Annotated in this window: 23 protein-coding genes and 1 pseudogene; 5 read left to right on the forward strand and 19 right to left on the reverse strand. The window is 57.6% G+C overall.

The genetic code is table 11. The annotated features are described in order from the left end of the window. Positions 1-16: 16 nt before the first annotated feature. The 4 genes from rpsK to map form a co-directional block, all read right to left on the reverse strand. Entirely contained in the window at positions 17-421 is a 405-nt protein-coding gene (gene rpsK / locus HMPREF2651_RS04700) for a 30S ribosomal protein S11 (RefSeq protein WP_016422078.1), read from the reverse strand. A gap of 3 nt (positions 422-424) precedes the next feature. Continuing rightward, complete coding sequence (gene rpsM / locus HMPREF2651_RS04705) at positions 425-793, reverse strand: 30S ribosomal protein S13 (RefSeq protein ID WP_005509836.1); 369 nt, start codon at positions 791-793, stop codon at positions 425-427. Positions 794-1089: 296 nt separating this feature from the next. After that, positions 1090-1311, reverse strand: coding sequence for a translation initiation factor IF-1 (infA, locus tag HMPREF2651_RS04710; RefSeq protein ID WP_016422077.1), 222 nt, complete (start codon positions 1309-1311; stop codon positions 1090-1092). Between the two features lie 283 nt (positions 1312-1594). Continuing rightward, complete coding sequence (gene map, locus HMPREF2651_RS04715) at positions 1595-2395, reverse strand: type I methionyl aminopeptidase (RefSeq protein WP_038627674.1); 801 nt, start codon at positions 2393-2395, stop codon at positions 1595-1597. A 226-nt stretch (positions 2396-2621) separates the two neighbouring features. Between map and HMPREF2651_RS04720 the strand changes: the two genes are divergently transcribed. Continuing rightward, positions 2622-3203: a hypothetical protein gene (locus tag HMPREF2651_RS04720; protein WP_049180781.1), complete on the forward strand. Its 582-nt coding sequence runs from the start codon at positions 2622-2624 to the stop codon at positions 3201-3203. 179 nt (positions 3204-3382) lie between these two features. On the opposite strand, the gene HMPREF2651_RS04725 is transcribed toward HMPREF2651_RS04720, so the two are convergent. Beyond that, positions 3383-3934, reverse strand: coding sequence for an adenylate kinase (locus HMPREF2651_RS04725; RefSeq protein WP_005509947.1), 552 nt, complete (start codon positions 3932-3934; stop codon positions 3383-3385). Further along, positions 3934-5265, reverse strand: a complete 1332-nt coding sequence (secY, locus tag HMPREF2651_RS04730; RefSeq protein WP_141737477.1) for a preprotein translocase subunit SecY — start codon at positions 5263-5265, stop codon at positions 3934-3936. Before secY ends, HMPREF2651_RS04725 begins: the two co-directional genes overlap by 1 nt. A 354-nt stretch (positions 5266-5619) precedes the next feature. Here secY and HMPREF2651_RS11210 point away from each other — a divergent pair. Both HMPREF2651_RS11210 and HMPREF2651_RS11215 read left to right on the forward strand, forming a co-directional pair. Next, positions 5620-6282 (forward strand): annotated as a pseudogene (locus HMPREF2651_RS11210) (6-carboxyhexanoate--CoA ligase); the annotation flags it as partial. Positions 6283-6291: 9 nt separating this feature from the next. Next, positions 6292-7479: an aminotransferase class I/II-fold pyridoxal phosphate-dependent enzyme gene (locus HMPREF2651_RS11215; RefSeq protein ID WP_370547474.1), complete on the forward strand. Its 1188-nt coding sequence runs from the start codon at positions 6292-6294 to the stop codon at positions 7477-7479. Between the two features lie 102 nt (positions 7480-7581). Here the strand turns inward: HMPREF2651_RS11215 and rplO are convergent, their stop codons facing one another. From rplO to rplN, 10 genes are all read right to left on the reverse strand, one after another. Next, positions 7582-8028 carry a 50S ribosomal protein L15 gene (rplO, locus tag HMPREF2651_RS04740; RefSeq protein ID WP_016422071.1) on the reverse strand — a complete coding sequence of 149 codons (447 nt, stop codon included), beginning with the start codon at positions 8026-8028 and terminating at the stop codon, positions 7582-7584. A 7-nt stretch (positions 8029-8035) separates the two neighbouring features. Further along, positions 8036-8221 (reverse strand): 50S ribosomal protein L30, encoded by a 186-nt coding sequence (gene rpmD / locus HMPREF2651_RS04745; RefSeq protein ID WP_038629359.1) that lies wholly within the window; start codon positions 8219-8221, stop codon positions 8036-8038. Between the two features lie 5 nt (positions 8222-8226). Then, positions 8227-8844 carry a 30S ribosomal protein S5 gene (gene rpsE / locus HMPREF2651_RS04750; RefSeq protein WP_005510059.1) on the reverse strand — a complete coding sequence of 206 codons (618 nt, stop codon included), beginning with the start codon at positions 8842-8844 and terminating at the stop codon, positions 8227-8229. 34 nt (positions 8845-8878) lie between these two features. Next, positions 8879-9277, reverse strand: a complete 399-nt coding sequence (gene rplR / locus HMPREF2651_RS04755) for a 50S ribosomal protein L18 (protein ID WP_038627668.1) — start codon at positions 9275-9277, stop codon at positions 8879-8881. After that, entirely contained in the window at positions 9277-9813 is a 537-nt protein-coding gene (gene rplF / locus HMPREF2651_RS04760; RefSeq protein WP_005509895.1) for a 50S ribosomal protein L6, read from the reverse strand. Before rplF ends, rplR begins: the two co-directional genes overlap by 1 nt. A 15-nt stretch (positions 9814-9828) precedes the next feature. Continuing rightward, on the reverse strand, positions 9829-10227 hold the full coding sequence (rpsH, locus tag HMPREF2651_RS04765) for a 30S ribosomal protein S8 (protein ID WP_005509822.1): 399 nt from the start codon (positions 10225-10227) through the stop codon (positions 9829-9831). 403 nt (positions 10228-10630) lie between these two features. Further along, the gene (locus HMPREF2651_RS04770; protein WP_038627665.1) at positions 10631-11527 is read right to left on the reverse strand and encodes a GDSL-type esterase/lipase family protein; all 897 of its coding nucleotides are present in this window, start codon (positions 11525-11527) and stop codon (positions 10631-10633) included. 378 nt (positions 11528-11905) lie between these two features. Beyond that, positions 11906-12460 (reverse strand): 50S ribosomal protein L5, encoded by a 555-nt coding sequence (gene rplE, locus HMPREF2651_RS04775; protein WP_005509901.1) that lies wholly within the window; start codon positions 12458-12460, stop codon positions 11906-11908. A 2-nt stretch (positions 12461-12462) separates the two neighbouring features. Continuing rightward, positions 12463-12777 carry a 50S ribosomal protein L24 gene (gene rplX, locus HMPREF2651_RS04780; RefSeq protein ID WP_005509963.1) on the reverse strand — a complete coding sequence of 105 codons (315 nt, stop codon included), beginning with the start codon at positions 12775-12777 and terminating at the stop codon, positions 12463-12465. Next, on the reverse strand, positions 12778-13146 hold the full coding sequence (rplN, locus tag HMPREF2651_RS04785; protein ID WP_038627660.1) for a 50S ribosomal protein L14: 369 nt from the start codon (positions 13144-13146) through the stop codon (positions 12778-12780). It lies immediately after the preceding gene. Between the two features lie 297 nt (positions 13147-13443). Here rplN and HMPREF2651_RS04790 point away from each other — a divergent pair, with 297 nt between their 5' ends. Both HMPREF2651_RS04790 and HMPREF2651_RS04795 read left to right on the forward strand, forming a co-directional pair. Further along, positions 13444-14685: a multidrug effflux MFS transporter gene (locus HMPREF2651_RS04790; RefSeq protein WP_049180780.1), complete on the forward strand. Its 1242-nt coding sequence runs from the start codon at positions 13444-13446 to the stop codon at positions 14683-14685. Positions 14686-14814: 129 nt separating this feature from the next. After that, positions 14815-15531: a VIT1/CCC1 transporter family protein gene (locus HMPREF2651_RS04795; protein WP_038627657.1), complete on the forward strand. Its 717-nt coding sequence runs from the start codon at positions 14815-14817 to the stop codon at positions 15529-15531. 44 nt (positions 15532-15575) lie between these two features. Here the strand turns inward: HMPREF2651_RS04795 and HMPREF2651_RS04800 are convergent, their stop codons facing one another. The 3 genes from HMPREF2651_RS04800 to mgtE all read right to left on the reverse strand — a co-directional run bounded on the left by HMPREF2651_RS04800 (position 15576) and on the right by mgtE (position 18520). Beyond that, positions 15576-16358 (reverse strand): formate/nitrite transporter family protein, encoded by a 783-nt coding sequence (locus HMPREF2651_RS04800; protein ID WP_038627654.1) that lies wholly within the window; start codon positions 16356-16358, stop codon positions 15576-15578. Positions 16359-16460: 102 nt separating this feature from the next. Beyond that, entirely contained in the window at positions 16461-17117 is a 657-nt protein-coding gene (locus HMPREF2651_RS04805; RefSeq protein WP_049180779.1) for a class I SAM-dependent methyltransferase, read from the reverse strand. A gap of 53 nt (positions 17118-17170) precedes the next feature. After that, complete coding sequence (gene mgtE, locus HMPREF2651_RS04810; RefSeq protein WP_038627650.1) at positions 17171-18520, reverse strand: magnesium transporter; 1350 nt, start codon at positions 18518-18520, stop codon at positions 17171-17173. Positions 18521-18692 lie beyond the last annotated feature (172 nt).

Consider the following 18692-nt stretch of genomic DNA (forward strand, 5'->3'; position numbering starts at 1 on the left):
TCTCCTTACCCTATTCCTAGACGCGACGACGCTTCGGCGGACGGCAGCCGTTGTGCGGCTGAGGGGTCACATCCGAGATCGAGGACACCTCAAGGCCAGCAGCCTGGAGGGAACGGATGGCGGTTTCGCGGCCCGAACCCGGACCCTTAACGAAAACGTCAACCTTCTTCATACCGTGCTCCATGGCCTTACGAGCAGCGTTCTCGGCAGCCATCTGGGCAGCGAACGGAGTGGACTTACGGGAGCCCTTGAAACCGACGTGACCCGAGGAGGCCCACGAGATAACAGCGCCCTTCGGGTCCGTGATGGACACGATGGTGTTGTTGAAGGTGGACTTGATGTATGCGTGGCCCTGAGCCACGTTCTTCTTTACAACGCGACGGCCGGTACGACGGCCGCGTGCGGACTTCGGAGCTGCCATGTTTTACTTCTTCTTTCCGGCGATCGTCTTCTTCGGACCCTTACGCGTACGAGCGTTGGTCTTGGTGCGCTGACCACGGACCGGCAGGCCACGACGGTGGCGCAGACCCTGGTAGGAACCAATCTCAATCTTGCGGCGGATATCAGCCTGAACCTGACGGCGGAGGTCACCCTCGACCTTCCAGGTGGCCTCAATCACGTCACGCAGCGCGGCGACCTGCTCATCAGTGAGAGCATCGGTACGCAGGTCCGGAGAGATGCCAGTCTTCTCCAGCAGCTCATTGGCACGGGCAGGGCCGATGCCATAAATGTAGGTAAGAGCGACCTCCATACGCTTGTTGCGTGGCAGGTCAACTCCAGCAAGGCGTGCCATACGGCAATTTCCTTCCGGTTGATGCGGTGGTTTACTCCACTGCCACCCTTCCCAGGCCCGGCTCACTCGGTCGGACGCCGAGTCGCGCAGGTGTTATAGAAAGGCTCCAGCCACCGTTGCCGGAGGTAGTCTCGCTTACTTCTGTGGAAAAGCTTTCATAAAGAACCGCCGCGCCAATCTGCTGAGACGCCAGGCCTCAACATCACGCGGCCGTCACCAGAAGCAGCTAGGACGGTGGAGTTTCTGTCTAGTTAGTAAATAAGCCCATAACCACTACCAACAGTGGTCAGGTCGATTTACTTGTAGCGGTAGACGATTCGCCCACGCTCGAGATCGTAGGGAGAGAGCTCCACTACGACTCGGTCTTCCGGGAGAATACGGATGTAGTGCTGGCGCATCTTGCCACTGATATGGGCGAGCACCTTGTGCCCGTTGTCCAGCTCCACTCGGAACATCGCGTTCGGCAAGGGCTCGACGACGCGACCCTCAACCTCAATTGCGCCTTCCTTTTTAGCCATGTCCTCCACGTCTCTCTGGCGGATACCCGGGACAATCCCGGCACCAGTTGGGAAATCTCTACTCTGCCTGGTGTTTTAGCAGTTCCGTGCAGGGATAATCATCACTGCAGCGACACTGCGCCCACACCATCGCCCAACTTTACACGCGACCTGCGTTTTTACCAAATACGACCATTATGGGACCGGTTGCAAGCGACGGCAGGCTGGTTCGCTCCACCCGTTCAGAATTCATCGCAGCCTTTATGGCAACATTCTGACCTTTCGCTTGGCCCTCACGCACTAGTTATTCGTATCGAGGAGTCAAAATACGGGGGCCGTCCGCCGTGGCGGCAACTGTATGCTCCCAATGGGAGGCCGGCATTCTATCCGCGCTGACGACCGTCCAGCCGTCGTCAAGCTCATCACTACCCCACTCGCCGCCGAGAATGAGCATCGGCTCAATGGCCAATACGGAGCCTTCGACGATGCGGGGGCCCTTTCCAGCTTTGCCCTCGTTGGGCAGGAAGGGGTCCATGTGCATCTCCCGCCCAATGCCGTGCCCGCCATATCCATCTACGATGCCGAGCTCAATATCGTGGCGCAGTTCAGCCTCACGGGTGGCCATTTCAAGCGCATACGAAATATCGGTGAGGCGAGCGCCCGGAACCATGGCCTTAATACCTTCGGTGAGGACCTCTGATGTCGCAATGTTCAGTTTTTCGACATCTTCACTCAGCTTTCCGACGCCGAACGTAAGTGCCGAATCACCGTGCCAGCCATCCAGGATTGCGCCACAGTCAATTGAGACTAAATCACCATCGGCGAGAACCGTAGAGCTTGACGGAATGCCGTGGACAACAACTTCATTCACAGATGCGCAGACAGACGCCGGAAAACCTTCATAGCCAAGGAAGGACGGCGTTGCGCCAGCATCGATAATGACCTGGTGCGCGATCTCATTGAGATCTGCCGTGGTCACCCCCGGCTTAGCAGCGTTTCTGCAAGCCAGCAATGCACGACCGACAATCTCGCCGGCCGCTTGCATCGCATCCAATTCTCCCTCGGTGCGGGCAGGAACTACTTTGCGGCGGCGTCGAAAACTCATCACGCTGGTTGAGTCTACTCTGACTTAGAAGGGAACCACCGGCTAGCCGAATCCCGCCACCTACGAGGGCATCGCTCCCCCAGCCAGCGCTCTGCTTCATGTATTTCTACGAGGCGTTGCATGGGAATCTTTATGGATGTTCATTCGTGACGCTTAATCTGCAATCGGCTTGCTTCGTTTTTCGGGCGGTTTACACCCAAAGTTGAGCTGCCCTACGATAACTGGCATGCATTCACTGTTGAAGTCCGCGCAGACTGCGGGCGCTGTTATTGTCACCAGCTCACTTTTCCTGGTTGGCGCTTGCTCAAGCAATCCCGAACCGTCGCCAGCGCCGACTATCCCCTCCACTTCCCCTGCCGCGGAATCGCCGGAGACCCCTGGAAGCACCTCGGGTTTCATGGGCACCTCTGCACTGCCTGAGTCAATCCAAAACTTCACACCTGATGCAATTAAGGAGGCGATTGGCAGCTGCGTCGAGTCGGATGACTCTAAACCCGTCATTTTTGGCAGCGAGAGCGTACATGGCTTCACCTGCGTAATGGCAGTTGGAGACGGTGGCACCGCAATGCTCAGTACGGCCGAGGACCCGGCCACTGTCGAGCGCATTAACGAAAAGGCTGAGTCCGTCGAAAACTACGTACCATACGAGCTACCCGGCAAGCACGCATTTAGCGGCATCAACAAGGGGTCCCCTTTCGTTATGGTCATTGACGAGGCCAACCGCATCTACCAAGAGTTCGTTTTCGCGAATATCAGCGCTGAGGCCGCGCAGCCACTCATCGACCAGATTATTCAGGACTTCCAGTAGCCCTCACTATCGGCTGCCCCCCACCCCCGCCCCAGACCCCAACAGCCACACACAAAAGCCGCCCTTCCAAACCTCAACGGTTCGAAAGGGCGGCTTCAACAACCACCTACAACCGGCAAACCCATCGGCTCCAGCCAGCAAAAAAGCTAGAGCGTCTAGTTATCCGGCGCGCCAGGAGCTTAGTTCAGCTTCTCCAGCTCAGCCATCGTGCGCTCGTTAATCTCCTCAACGGATCCCTCAGCGGCAATCTTGATGATCTTCTCCGAGTAGTAATCCAGCAAAGGAGCGGTCTCATTGGTGTACACATGCATGCGGTTGCGGATGACCTCTTCAGTGTCGTCTGCGCGACCACGGGCCAGCATGCGCTCGACTACGACATCCTCAGAAACGTCGAACTGTACGACCGCATCCAGCTCAGTGCCGAGGTTGGACAGCAGACGCTTCAGCTCTTCTGCTTGACCAACAGTGCGCGGGAAGCCATCCAACAGGAACCCCTTGGCAGCGTCGTCCTCGTTCAGACGGGACTCGACCATACGCACAGTCACGTCGTCCGGAACAAGGTTGCCGGCGTCGATGTAGGACTTCGCCTCAATGCCGAGCGGAGTACCTTCACCGATGTTTGCGCGAAACAGGTCACCGGTGGAGATGTGTGGGACACCGAGCTTCTCCGAGAGGATAGCTGCCTGAGTGCCCTTGCCTGCACCGGGAGGACCTACAAGTACGAGTCGCATTACTTCAAGAACCCTTCGTAGTTACGTTGCATCATTTGGCTTTCAACCTGCTTGACCGTCGTCAGCGCAACACTGACCAGAATCAGCAGGGCTGTACCTCCAAACATACCGCCTCGACCAGCGTTCGCGTCGCCAAGCCCCATATCAAGAGCGACATTTGGCAGAACAGCGATCAGTGCCAGGTACAGCGAGCCGACAGTCAGCAGGCGAATCAGGACGTAGGACAGGTATTCAGCAGTCGGACGCCCCGGGCGGAAGCCCGGAATGAATCCGCCGTACTTCTTCATGTTCTCCGCCTGCTCGTGCGGGTCATACTGCACGGAGGTGTAGAAGAAGGAGAAGAAGATGATCATCAGGAAGAACAGCAGAATGTACTGCCAACTGGACGGCGCCAGCAGGTACTGAATGACATTGCGCTGCCACCAGTTGTCCATGTTCGGATTCGACTGACCGGACTGAACAATCTGGGTAATCAGAACCGGCACGTAAATCAGAGAGGACGCGAAGATGACCGGGATAACACCGGCCTGGTTCACCTTCAGCGGCAGGTAGGTGGAAGATCCGCCGTACTGGCGACGACCAACCATGCGCTTTGCGTACTGCACCGGAATACGGCGCTGTCCCTGCTCAATGAAAATAACGCCGATGATGAGAATCAGCACGGCAACAATCACGGTGGCAAACACGACACCGGTAGTGGAGCGCAGAATGTTCGCTCCCTGCGCCGGCATACCAGCGGCGATACCGGAGAAAATCAGCAGTGACATACCGTTGCCGACCCCTCGGTCAGTGATGAGCTCACCCATCCACATGACCAGCACGGCACCGGAGGTCATCACAACGACCATCACCACGAGGTCAAAGACACCCGCATCCTTTACCAGCAGCGACTGCGAGCCGCCCAGCAGGGCGCCACGGTCTGCCATGGCCACAATGCCCGCAGACTGCAGCAACGCCAACGCCACTGTGAGGTAGCGGGTGTACTGGGTCATCTTTGTCTGACCCGACTGCCCTTCCTTCTTCAACTGCTCGAAGTGTGGAATCACCACCGTGAGCAGCTGGACGATAATCGAGGCCGTAATGTACGGCATAATGCCGATGCCGAAAATCGCCATCTGCAGCAGAGCGCCACCTGAGAACAGGTTGATCAGCGAGTAAACGCTGGACTGATCTTTCGAAATCTGCTCGAGCTGCGCGTTGACCAACTGGTAGTCGATACCAGGGGTTGGAATCTGCGAGCCGATTCGGTACAGAATGATCATCGTCAGAGTGAAGAAGATCTTCTTACGCAAATCGGGATCGCGCAACGCCGCAATGAGACCGGAAGCCACGTGCATCCTCCCGAGGTCAAGAAATCCGCTTCTCCCACGCTTTTCCCGAAAGATTTACCCGCTTATCCGCCAGTAGTCTTCCGTTTTAGTTAAGCAACGCGGATGACGTATTCCTCAAACCTTTAATTGACAGTATTTGACGTAGTGAGTCTACCAGCGTTTCTCCATATCGTCGCAATACGCCTCTATATCACCGTTAGTACAGCGCCCCGTCAATCACCCTCTTTTCGCTTGACGACGATTCCAGCGCTCATCCCCTCTGAGCCCCCGCCCTCTCATGTGCTCCACCCAACCTTCTCAAACAAAACTTGAACAGTGTTAAAGTTTTGCTCTGTGAGTACCTACAGCATCCGCATGCGCTCCAGCGCCGATGGCTGCCATATCTCTGGCGCTGAGCGTCTTGCACCGGCCACCGAACTACCTCAGTTGGCTTCTGCTATGACTAGCCGTGCACTTCACCACGACAAGGGGCGAGCCGACACAATTCACATCACTGCGGACAAGATTGATGAGTCGACCATCAGCACCGTGCCGGCGTTAGTCCCCTTTCTAGAGTCGAACTCCAGCCCTGGGGACGCCCGCAAGCTCATTACTCAACGCCTACACGCTGCAGGTATACAGGCCGCCGATATCGCCGTCGAGATGGCCTATTCACTCACGGGTCTTCGCGGCGCCGCTCTTATCGATGCCTCCTCCGGTGAGCGGCTCGACCCAAACCCAGCCCGCGGTGTACGGGTTTCCACTTTTGATGCCATCTCACACCCCAGCAAGGACTGCGCCAAGGACCATTTTCACGAGGCGCTCATCCTCGCATCCAAGGTTCACAGCGCCCCGGGCATCGTCGCAGAAATCTGCCTCTCCGACGATCCCTTTTACACGCGTGGCTATCTCGCACTGGACGGAATCTTCCACCGTATCCCCAATATCAAGGACCACGGCAGCACTCTTGGTACTCGCATTTTCATCGTTGAACCCGGCATCGATATCCCCGAGCTAATCGACTACCTGGAGAACACGCCGGTCTATATCGAGCTCCCAGCTGACGCCAGTTTCTCGACGGACACTACCGGCCTCAGCAGCGACCTCTCAGCAATCGCCGCCCAAAGAAACACGGCCTGGGCCGGTGCAGGACTTGCCCGCACACTGCGCACTTTCGAAACCGCACAACTACCGCATAGCCGAATTGACGGAGCCGACTACCTATTGTTTTCTTCTTCGGACTACCTCGGCCTGTCCACGCACCCTGAGCTCATCTCAGCTGCCACCGAGGCAATTGGATATTTCGGCACCGGGTCCGGCGGCTCTCGCTTAACCACTGGCACTAGCATCCACAGCGCACTTGAGAATGAACTCGCGCAGTTCTTCGGTTTCGACGATGCCGTTCTCTTTGCGACTGGCTACCAGGCGAACCACTCAACCATCGCTGCCATCGCCACCGCCGACGTTGAAATCTTCTCCGACGCCGCCAACCATGCTTCCATCATTGACGGATGCCGCAATGCCCGAGCTAAAGTCACGGTCTTTCCGCACACTGACTACCAGGCACTCGACCATCTCCTCGCAACATCGAGCGCCCGCCACAAACTTGTCATCTCCGACTCCGTGTTCTCTATGTCAGGCGAGGTCATCGACGGCCCGGCACTCGAGCGCACCTGTCACCGTCGCAACGCATGGCTGATGCTTGACGACGCCCACGGCGTCGGAGTTATCGGAGAACACGGTCGTGGCACTGCAGCGCACCTGGGCATTCGCCCGGACATTGTGGTCGGCACCGCGAGCAAGGCTCTCGGGGTCGAAGGAGGATACGTTCTCTGCTCGGCACCAGTTGGCGAACTGCTACGCAATCAAGCCCGTAGCTACGTGTACTCAACGTCCATGAACCCTGGTTCTGTCGCAGCTATCCGCGCAGCGTTGAAGCAGTTGGAGGTTGGGGACGTCGTCAAGCGATTGCAACGTAATATTGCGTGCGTCCGCTCCCTGGTTGGCGCGCAGTCAGACCCCGCATCTGCCATCATCCCGCTGCCCGTCGGGGACGAGACCGAAGCGATGGACGCCTCAGCACAGTTGGCGGAGCTAGGCGTGTTTATACCTGCAATTCGCTATCCGACGGTGCCCCGTGGTGAGGCAATGTTGCGATTGACCATCACCGCGCTGCACACCGACGCTGACATCGACCAACTGGAGTGGGCTCTGCGAACCACCGGCCTGCTGTAAGCCAGCGGTTTGCGCTGCCCTCCCCTCCAATTTCCTCCCTCTCAATACAAAAAAGCTCCTAACCACATGGGTTAGGAGCTCTTCTATTAAAGCTTAAATGCTTTAAGCCTCAGTGACAGAGCCGCCTGCAGCCTCGATCTTGGACTTTGCGGAGCCCGAGAACTTGGTTGCGGTGACGTTGACGGAGACGTTGATGTCGCCGTCGCCGAGGACCTTCACCGGCTGGTTAGCGCGGACGGCGCCCTTTGCAACCAGGTCGGCGATGGTGACGTCGCCACCGTTCGGGAACAGACGCTCCAAATCCGAAACGTTGACCACCTGGAAGGTGACCTTCGCCGGGTTCTTGAAGCCCTTCAACTTCGGCAGACGCATGTGAAGTGGCATCTGGCCACCCTCGAATGCTGCCGAAACCTGCTTGCGGGCCTTGGTGCCCTTGGTGCCGCGACCAGCGGTCTTACCCTTGGAAGCCTCACCACGGCCGACGCGAGTCTTCTTCTTCTTAGCACCCGGAGCCGGGGCCAAGTCGTGGAGCTTAATTGGTTCGCTCATGGTTTACCTACTCCCCCGCTACTTCTTCAACCTCGACCAGGTGACGCACAACGTTCACGAGACCGCGCACAGCCGGAGAATCCGGGCGGACGACGGAATCGTTGATGCGCTTCAGGCCGAGGGTGCGCAGCGAATCCTTCTGCTTCTGCTTGGTACCAGCGGTACCACGGACCTGGGTAATCTTCAGTGCCATGGAAATCACGCTCCCTGACCTGCGCGTGCGCGCAGCATACGTGCCGGGGTGACCTCTTCGAGGGACTTGCCACGACGTGCGGCGACCTCTTCAGGGCGAACCAGCTGCTTGAGAGCATCAACGGTTGCGTGAACAACGTTGATGGAGTTGTTGGTACCCAGCGACTTGGACAGAACATCCTGAACACCGGCGCACTCGAGAACCGGGCGGACAGCGCCGCCGGCAATCAGACCGGTACCCGGAGCAGCCGGGCGCAGCAGCACGATGCCAGCAGCGGTCTCACCCTGAACCGGGTGGGTGATGGTGCCAGCAATCATCGGGACGCGGAAGAAGTTCTTACGAGCCTCTTCAGCACCCTTCTGGATAGCTGCCGGTACTTCCTTGGCCTTGCCGTAGCCGACGCCGACCATGCCCTCGCCGTCACCGACGATGACCAGAGCGGTGAAGCTGAAGCGACGACCGCCCTTGACGACCTTGGAAACTCGGTTAATAGTTACTACGCGCTCGATGTACTGCGAACGCTCGTCCTGCTGGCGACGGTCGTTACCGCGGCCACCACGACGGTTGTTGTTCTTGTTGTCAGCGGAGTTACGTCCGCCTTCGCGCTTATCGCGTTCCGACATCACGCATTCCTTCCGTTGGACTTGTAAGTGCGCATTAGAACTTCAGACCACCTTCACGGGCAGCCTCGGCCAGAGCAGCAACGCGGCCGTGGTACTGGTAGCCACCGCGGTCGAAAACGACATTCTCGATGCCAGCATCCTTAGCGCGAGCAGCAATCAACTCGCCGACCTTGGCGCTCTTGGCCTTCTTGTCGCCCTCGAAGCCACGGAGATCTGCGTCCAGAGTGGAAGCAGCGGCCAGGGTACGACCGATAGAGTCGTCGATAACCTGAGCGGTGATGTGGCGGGAAGAGCGGTGCACGACGAGGCGCGGTGCCTCGGAGGTGCCGCGGACGTTCTTGCGCAAGCGTGCGTGACGGCGGGCGCGGGCGACACGACGACGAGTCGAGATGTCCTTGCCTACCGGGAGGCGCTTTTCGTTGGTGTTGCTCATTACTTACCCGTCTTTCCGATCTTGCGACGGATCTGCTCGCCATCGTAACGAATGCCCTTGCCCTTGTAAGGATCATCCTTACGCAGACGACGGATGTTAGCTGCGAGCTGTCCGACCTGCTGCTTATCAATACCTGTGATCGACAGCTTGGTGGTGCCGTCGACATCGAAGGTGATACCTTCCGGTGCTTCGATCAGGACTGGGTGCGAGTAGCCCAAGGAGAACTCGAGGTCCTTGCCCTTCTTGGCGACACGGTAACCAACACCGAAGATTTCCATCTTGATGGTGTAGCCCTCGGTCACACCGACAACCATATTGTTAATCAGCGAACGGGACAGGCCGTGCAGGGAGCGGCTCTTGCGGTGGTCATCCGGGCGGTTGACCACAATCTCATTGTCCTTCAGCTCAACGGTAATTGGAGCCGGGATAGAGACAGACAGCTCGCCCTTCGGGCCCTTGACGGAAACGTCCTGGCCGTTGACCTGTGCAGTAACATTTGCCGGGACAACGACAGGGTTCTTACCAATACGAGACATTGTGTAGTTCCCCCTTTACCAGACGTAAGCGAGGACTTCCCCGCCAACCTTCTTCTCGTAAGCCTGACGGTCAGTCAGCAGGCCCTGAGACGTGGAGATGATAGCCACGCCCAGGCCACCGAGGACCTTCGGCAGGTTAGTGGACTTTGCGTAAACACGCAGACCCGGCTTGGAGACGCGACGCACGCCAGCGATCGAACGCTCGCGGGACGGGCCGTACTTCAGGTTCAGGGTCAGGGTCTTGCCGACCTTGGCGTCCTCGACTGCGTAGTCCGCAATGTAACCCTCAGACTTGAGGATCTCGGCGATGTTAGCCTTCAGCTTGGACGACGGCATCGAGACAGAGTCGTGGTACGCGTTGTTAGCGTTGCGCACGCGCGACAGCATGTCGGCGATTGGGTCAGTCATGGTCATGGTTAGTGACCGCTTCCTTTCTCGCTGCGGTTCCTTCCCACCTCGTGGCTAACTCCAATGACCGCGCAAACAGCAACTGTCACACGACGAAAGCTTAAGTTGGAGCGATTACCAATATCGTGATTCCGGCGATTTAAGGGCTACTGTTCGCCAACTCGGTTCAATAGCCGAGTCAGCTCGCCACCCAGGTGACGCCAGAGACGATGCGAGGCGAGGGGCCTACAGCAAAGTTCTTACATTTTTACTGCCGCACCTCTTACAGAGGGCAGACCTGGTGATACTAACAAATACCGGCCGAAATGCAAAAACGCCGCGGCTGGACGTTAGTCCGCTCGCGGCGTGAAGCCCCACCAATTAGCAGTGGAACTCAATTTCTAGCCGATATGGCGCCGGCTAGAGGAAATTAGTAGAGCTGGTCGGCGATGATGTTACCCATAGCCTTTTCGCCAGCCACCGTCGGGTGATTGGTCATCGGGCCCATCACCGGATCTGCGAAACCGGCGACGAAGCGCTCATCCGGGTTTGGGTTGCAGGTACCGTGGCCGAGGGTTGCCTCGTAGACGTCGATGAAGCCGGCACCTACGTGCTGAGACGCGGAGCGAATGCTGTCGCGGAATGCCCCCTGAATCTCGCTGGCACCCGGTGCCGGGATCGGGAAGGTCTGGTTCGGGGCGTTCACCAGGCACAGCTGGTCATTGGTAGCGTACTCAGGGTACGAAGCCAGGACGACCTGAGCACCCGGAGCAACCTGGTGGACGCGGTCAGTGAACTGACGCAGCGTCTGCTTGAACAGCGACGGAGCCTTGGGGTCCGGCTTTGCGACCAGCTCGCCTGCCACGTCAACCCACTGGACCCAGTCCATGCCGCCGTACATCAGGACAACCTTCTCAGTGCCCTCTCCGATGTCGCCGTACTGGATGGAAGCTTCCAGGTATGCGAGGAGCTGACCCGGGAAGCCACCAAGACCGTTACAGGACCAGTCACCCAGGGACTTGTTCAGCTTCGACGCTGCAATCTTCGGCCAGTTTTCCATGTCGGTGGCACAGTTAGCGACCAGCACGTTCTGCCCCGGCGCCAGGCCACGCGGGCCACCCTTACCGGCATTAGCGGTGAAGGAGTCACCGAAGGTGACGATCTGCTTGACGCCCTTCGGGCCGGTGTCGCCGATACCCGGAATCGGAATGTTCGGCATTTCCGGCAGTGCCGGCTGTGCGTTGGCAGCACCTGCGCCCAAGCTCAGACCCAGAGCCGCAACAGTTGCAACAGCAGCCGAGCGGACGGCCACGGAGAAGTTCTTCATGTAGTTAATCCCTTTGCGTTTTAACTTAAGGACCGCTCTGTGTAGAACCACTGGCTCAACCACACAGAAGCTGAAGTCACTTAAATCTTGCCCAAATTGATAACGACCACAATGCATTTTGGCGGCCGTCACTATGACGAATGGCAGTTTACAACGAAATCATCACGAACGCCTAACTTTCATTTAAGAAAGCTTGTGACTTTACTAATTTTCAACCCCCAAAAAGGGTCAACTTTCACACCGGCAACACTGGTAACTTTTGCGCAGGCCCCGCACAGCGACATCCCCCCATGAACATAAGGGTTAACGGAGCAGCAAAAAGCCCCGGAGGCCAAGCGGCATCCGAGGCTTCAGACAGAAGCTACCGAAGAGGCAAAACTACTTCTTGAACGGGAAGCCCAGCTCGCGCAGCAGCGCGCGGCCTTCCTCATTGTTGGTAGCGGTGGTCACGACGGTGATGTCCATACCGCGCGGGCGGTCGATCTTGTCAACGTCGATCTCGTAGAACATGGTCTGCTCAGACAGTCCGAAGGTGTAGTTACCGTGACCATCGAACTGCTGATCAGACAGACCGCGGAAGTCGCGGATTCGCGGCAGAGCCACGGTCAGCAGACGATCCAGGAACTCCCACATACGGTCGCCACGCAGGGTGACGCGAGCGCCGATGGCGTCGCCTTCACGAAGCTTGAAGTTAGCGATCGACTTGCGAGCGCGACGGGTCTCCGGCTTCTGACCGGTGATCAGAGTCAGGTCGTTGATAGCACCGTTGATCTGCTTCTTGTCCTGAGCAGCAGCGCCGACGCCCATGTTAACGACGACCTTGGTAACGCCCGGAATCTGCATGACGTTCTCGTAGGAGAACTCTTCCTGCATCTTGCCGCGAATCTCATCGCGGTAACGGGCCTTCAGACGAGGGGTGTAATTTTCGCTCATGCTTAGATGTCCTTCCCGGTACGGCGGGAGATGCGAACCTTCTTGCCGTCCTCATCGAAGCGGTAACCAACGCGAGTCGGGGTACCATCTTCGTCGACCAGCATGACGTTCGACACGTGAATCGGAGCTTCCTGAGTGACAATGCCACCCGAGGATGCACCGCGCTCCGCAGCGGAGTTTGCAACGTGCTTCTTGATACGGTTAACGCCCTCGACCAGGACCTTGTCGCGCTTCGGGTAGGCCTCGATGACCTTGCCCTGAGCACCCTTGTCCGGACCGGAGATAACCAGCACGGTATCGCCCTTACGGATCTTCACTTAAATCACCTCCGGTGCGAGCGAGACAATCTTCATGAACTTCTTGTCACGCAGCTCACGCGCGACCGGGCCGAAAATACGGGTGCCCTTTGGCTCACCGTCGGCCTTGATGATGACAGCTGCATTCTCGTCGAACGAGATGTAGGAGCCGTCCGGACGACGGGTCTCCTTCTTCGCACGGACGATGACTGCCTTAACAATTTCGCCTGCCTTGACGTTGCCGCCCGGAGTAGCTTCCTTGACAGTTGCGACAATGGTGTCGCCAATGCCAGCGAAGCGTCGGGTCGAGCCGCCGAGAACGCGGATGCACTGGATTTCACGTGCACCAGTGTTGTCGGCAACGCGCAGACGGGATTCCTGCTGAATCACTGCGTTTCTCCTGACCTGGTTGCATTGTGCGTCAGATTTCCGTCCTAAACGCACGCGGTCTTTATGTCTTGTGTTTACGCTTTACGACGAAAGCACCTGCTAGAGGCAACTTCCATATCGCTTTGACCCCATGCTAGCTACGGTCATAGACCGTTGAGAGCAGCACGCAGCCACTTCGCGCAACCTGTGTATTATGGCACGTTCGTGCGGGACAACAAAATCCCTTAGTTTCATGCCCCCAACATGGTTTATACCCTCCGCAGCAACCCTATTCCGCGGAAACCCTAGACTGAGACAGTGACAAATCCACATTCCGAGAACGCTCAGACACAGCCAGCACAGACGCTTCCGGTATCGCTACTTGCCGGGTTAGCCTTATTATCCGCCGCCGCCCCGTTCGGCGCAGATACCTACCTGGCCTCCTTCGTGGAGATAGCCAAGGAGTTCTCCACAACCGAGTCAATGGTTCAGCTCACTCTGGCAACCTTCATGATCGGTATGGCTGCAGGGCAGCTCGTCATTGGCGCTCTCTCCGATAGTTTGGGCCGTAGGAAGTTGCTTCTCATTGCGACTTTGGTGTTCTTGGGCTCGTCAATCCTCTGTGCAATAGCACCGAATATTGGCACGCTTATTGCAATGCGCCTGTTCCAGGGGTTAGCTGGTGGCTCCACAGTGGTTCTGGCTCGTGCTGTAGTCCCAGACCTCTTGAAGGGCAAGGCATCAGCGAGAGCTTTCTCGACGCTGATGGGCATTTCCTCCATCGCCCCGGCAATCGCTCCCCTTGTGGGTGGCTTTCTGGGCCCCGCATTCGGCTGGCGCAGCGTGTTCTGGTTTCTCGCAGCCATCAACGTCGCGATGGTCGCGATTGTGTTTCTGATGGTTCCGGAAACTCTACCGCCAGAGCGACGCTCCACAGGCTCTCTGCGCAATCTCCTGCCCAATATCGGCAGGCTGCTACAGCGGCCCGTATTTGTCGGCTACTTGTTAGCTTTCGCTGGTGGCTTCTCGGTGATGTTCTCCTATATCGCTGCGTCACCCTTTATCTTCCAGGAGCTGCTGGGGCTCACCCCTACTCAGTTCTCTCTCGTGTTCGCATCCAATGCAGCGATGTTGACCTTTGTGTCAATCCTCAACGGCAAGATGATCAACCGGCTTCATCCCCGCAAGGGCATTTTAGTTGCACTCACGGTCATGCTCGTGACGTCGATAGGCCTGATTGTTAATGCCATAGTCGGGATTAACTTCTTCACTACTTGGCTGTTGCTGTTCATTACGGTACCGATGATGCCGCTGATCTTCGCCAATGCCACAGCACTCGGAATTGAGGAGGTTCGAGATATCGGAATTGGCTCAGGTTCCGGCCTCATGGGCTTCGCACAGTTCCTCGCGGCCGCCACGGTTTCCCCGTTGGTGGGGCTTGGTTCCAATCTGCCTTTATCAATGGCCATATCAATGTTGACCTGCGCGCTGATTGCGCTGATCGCGGTATTGACATTGACGCACGACGGCCTCCGCAAACACCCACATAAGCTGGCATAAAACTACATACGAGAGGACTGCCCTCGTTTCACTTCACTGGTTGAGAATGTGCCCGAATCGGCATTAAATCGATGGTGAGGCCTCGTACCACCCGTAGGCGTGAGGCTGACATGGGAGAAAGGTCCTGCCATGACCACGTACGCGCATCCTCATGAACCGCATAAGTCTTCTGAGACGTCGAAGCTCAACTGGCTTCGCGCCGGAGTCCTCGGAGCCAACGACGGCATCGTCTCCACTGCTCTAATCTTGCTCAGCGTGATTGCAGCAGGTTCTTCTCGCGAAGCCATTCTGACTGCTGGTGCCGCCGCCGTTATCGCTGGTGCTATCTCGATGGCTCTGGGGGAATACGTCTCGGTTTCAACTCAGCGCGATACTGAGCGAGCACTGATTGCCAAAGAAAAGGCCGAGCTCAAGGACTTTCCAGATGAAGAGCATAAGGAGCTCGTGGGGATTCTCTCTGGCTACGGCATCCCACAACATATCGCCGAAGATGCTGCCCACGGCATCGCACAAAATGATCCGCTGGCAGCTCACCTAAAGCTGGAATTGGGCATTGACGGCGAGGAACTTACCAACCCCTGGGCGGCTGCTGGTTCTTCGGCACTGTCGTTCCTACTCGGCGCCATCCTGCCGATGATTGCGGCTCTGGTGTTCACCGGCCCCACCTCCGGCGCGATTGCGGTCACCGTTGTCACCATCGTGACGTTGGCCTTGACCGGCTACATCAGCGCCAAGCTCAGCTCCACGCACTCCGGCAAGGCTGCGCTACGTCTGGTCATCGGTGGCGCGCTCGGTTTGATTGTGTCCTACTTCGTCGGCCTGCTCTTCGGGCAGGCCGTCGGATAGCCCTTGAGATAGGTCGTCGGATAGGCTCCGGCAAAGCTCAAAAGCTAATCAACATAGCTGGTCTTCGTCTGGTTCAACCAGGCGTAGACCGCGCCAATTCCCAGGCCACCGCCTACGAAGTTGCCCAACCACACTGCCACCCAGTTGCCTGTAATGTGCAGGCCATCGAAGCCGGCAGGACGCGGATCGGCGAAAAAGGCCAAGGAAAACAGCGAGAAGTTCGCAATCACATGCTCAAGCCCGAGCCCAACGAACACCGCAATAATCGGCAGAATCACAGCGAACTTCGAAATGATTTCTTTGGCTTGTAGCGCGCCTAAAACAGCCATATTGACCACGAAGTTCGCGCCCATCGCCTCTACGAAAGCACCGAAGAACGGCTTGGCCAGCTTCCCCTCGGTCAAGGTGGAAATCAGATGTGTGTCATCAATCCCACCGAGTTTGGCGCTCTGGCTTAGCACCAGCGCCACAATCGCGGCACCGATGAAGTTGTAGAACGTGGCGACGGCCACCATCCGAAGAGCCACTCCCCACGGCATGCGACCGCGTGCAGCGGACCAGGACACAAACATCATGCTGCCAGTCGCCAGCTCTGCACCGAGCACCACAATGGCGAACAGTCCAAGCCCGAACAGGCACGCAAAGACCAGTCCCCCAGTGCCCGGAGCAACAGCTTCGGCCACTTGGCCAGCTACCGCTGCAAAGGCCGTTCCCAACGTCAGATACATGCCCGCCAGGACCGCTCGAACCGCAAAACGCCCGTAGTCCTGCGTCATCAGTTCCTGTTTTTTGTCACCAGCCGTATCCAGCGTTTCGTATAGCGTCACCGCCGAAGCCTTCCCTGCGTGCCGTTAATTGCAGTTATTCGCATAAAAGAATAACGATAGTCCGGCACGGAATCGCAACCGCTTTACGACGATCACAGCTCTCTACCCCCGTTCAAGCACTGCAACCAGGAACTGAGACTCATCCTCAAACGGACGAAGATCCCACGTCGAATAACGCTGAATCACGGTGAGCCCCGCCTCCTGCGCAGTGGTTTCAAAATCCGCAAAGTCCCAGCCACGGCCGGCACCGAAGCCGATGATGGCACGACCGCCCTCCGGATTCAGTGCCGCTGCGAAGGCCTGCAGTACCTTCGTGCGGTCTTCTGGCGCTACGAAGGTCAGGACATTGCCGGGGCAAATGATGACATCGAAAGCGGATGCCGTGTCATCGTGGGGCGTGTTCTCGAGGCCGTCGTCAAGCACGTGCGCCAATTGCGCCAAATCCCCTACCAACCACGTCGCGTCCGGGAACTGGCGTTTCGCCTCATCGATGAGATAGGGGTCGACATCGACGCCCATGACTCGGTGCCCAGCCTTCGCCAGGTAACCGCCCACGCGCCCCTGTCCGCAGCCGGCATCTAGAATTCGAGCGTGGCGTGGCGCCATCGCATCCACCAGCCGCGCCTCGCCATCGATATCGCGGCCCTCGCGCACGAATCCCCGCCACCGGTTGGCGTAGCGCCGAGAATGCTGCGGATCGGCGGCAATAATTTCTTTCCAAGTGCGGTGATTGTGGGTGCCATTGCTCATGGCCACCATTATGGCGCAGCTGGACACTTTTTATGTATCGGTGCAGCTGCGCACCGTGGGGTCTAAATCCCCAGTACCGACTTAGCGATCAGGAAGTAGATAATCAGACCGGAGGCATCAACAAGCGTCGTAATAAACGGGTTCGCGAAGACTGCTGGGTCAATGCCGAACTTCTTACCAATCAGCGGCATGATGCCACCGACGGTTGCCGCGAGGGTACAAATACCCAGCAGCGTCAGGCCGATAACGAGGCCGATGTCCCAACCGTAGAACAATCCAGCCAATAGTAGGCCTAGAGAACCAAGCAATAGACCGAGGAACGCGCCGACCCTCACCTCTCGGAGAATGACCTTGAATATATCTCGCGGTTGGACATCCCCCAGCGCCAACGCACGCGTAATCGTAGTTGCAGCCTGGTTACCGGTATTGCCACCTGTACCAATCAGCAGCGGTACGAACACTGAGAGAACGACCATCTGAGACAGAGTCTCTTCGAAGGTTTCCAGGACTTGCACGGTCAATGTCGCACCGATTGCCAGCACGAGCAACCAGACCACACGAGAGCGAACAATCTCAAAGATTGGCGTAGCAAGGTACGGCAAGCGCAGTGGCTCAGAACCGGAAATACGAGCTTGGTCCTCGGAATCTGCTTCCTCCAGAATCCGGAGTGCGTCGTCCACCGTGAGCAGGCCGATAACACGCTGCTCGCTATCGACGATCGGTAGAGCTAAGCGCTTACGATTGGCGCACATGCGAGCCACCTTCTCTTCGGACTCGGTGGCCTCTGCGTAGTCGGCCTTCCTCAAAATTGCCGACACATGGATATCACGGTCGGCGCGCATCAAATCACGAAGACTTACCACGCCCATCAGTCGGCGATTCCGGTTCGACACCGGCAAGGTGTAGATAGACTCGGCATCATCCAGATGCTTGCAGACGGTCTCGAGGGCTTTCCCCACCGTCATGTCGTCGTGAAGCGATACCAGCTCCGGGCTCATACGGCGGCCAATGGAACCGTCGGGGTAGCCGAGAACAATGTTGGTGAGCTCGCGCTCATCATCCGGCAAATCGGCCAGCAGCTTTGAAGCAACCGAGGCTGGTAGCTCATCGAGCAACTCAGCTCGGTCGTCCGGTTCCATCTCCGCAAAGACTGCGGTGACTTCAGGATCACGGAGGCTGTCGATCAGATGCGCCTGCAGCGCTGAGTCCAGCTCATCGAAGGTTTCAACCGCCGTGTCTTTCGGCAGTGTGCGGTAGAACAGCGCACGTTCCTCATGGCTGAGGCGGCGCATCTTTCGAGCGGCAGCTTTGGGCTCAACATCAGTTAAGAGCCGCGACAATGTCGCCACGTCGTGTGAGCGAAGCGCGGACTCCAGGTCTCGATCATCAATCCTGGTCACGTCAGTAGTCACCGAACTTCTCCCCTCACAAAGCACAAATCGTCGCCAATGCTATCAGAGATAAAACCCAGCAAACCTGCACTGAAGAGACTAGAAACACGAAGAAACATGGCTTGCCAAAAACAAAACCCCGCCACAGAAAACACTTGCGTGTTTCCCGCGGCGGGGTTCTCGTTGTAAAGCC

The sequence above is a fragment of the Corynebacterium sp. HMSC063A05 genome, assembly GCF_001809695.1.
GTDB classification, from domain to species: Bacteria; Actinomycetota; Actinomycetes; order Mycobacteriales; family Mycobacteriaceae; genus Corynebacterium; species Corynebacterium amycolatum.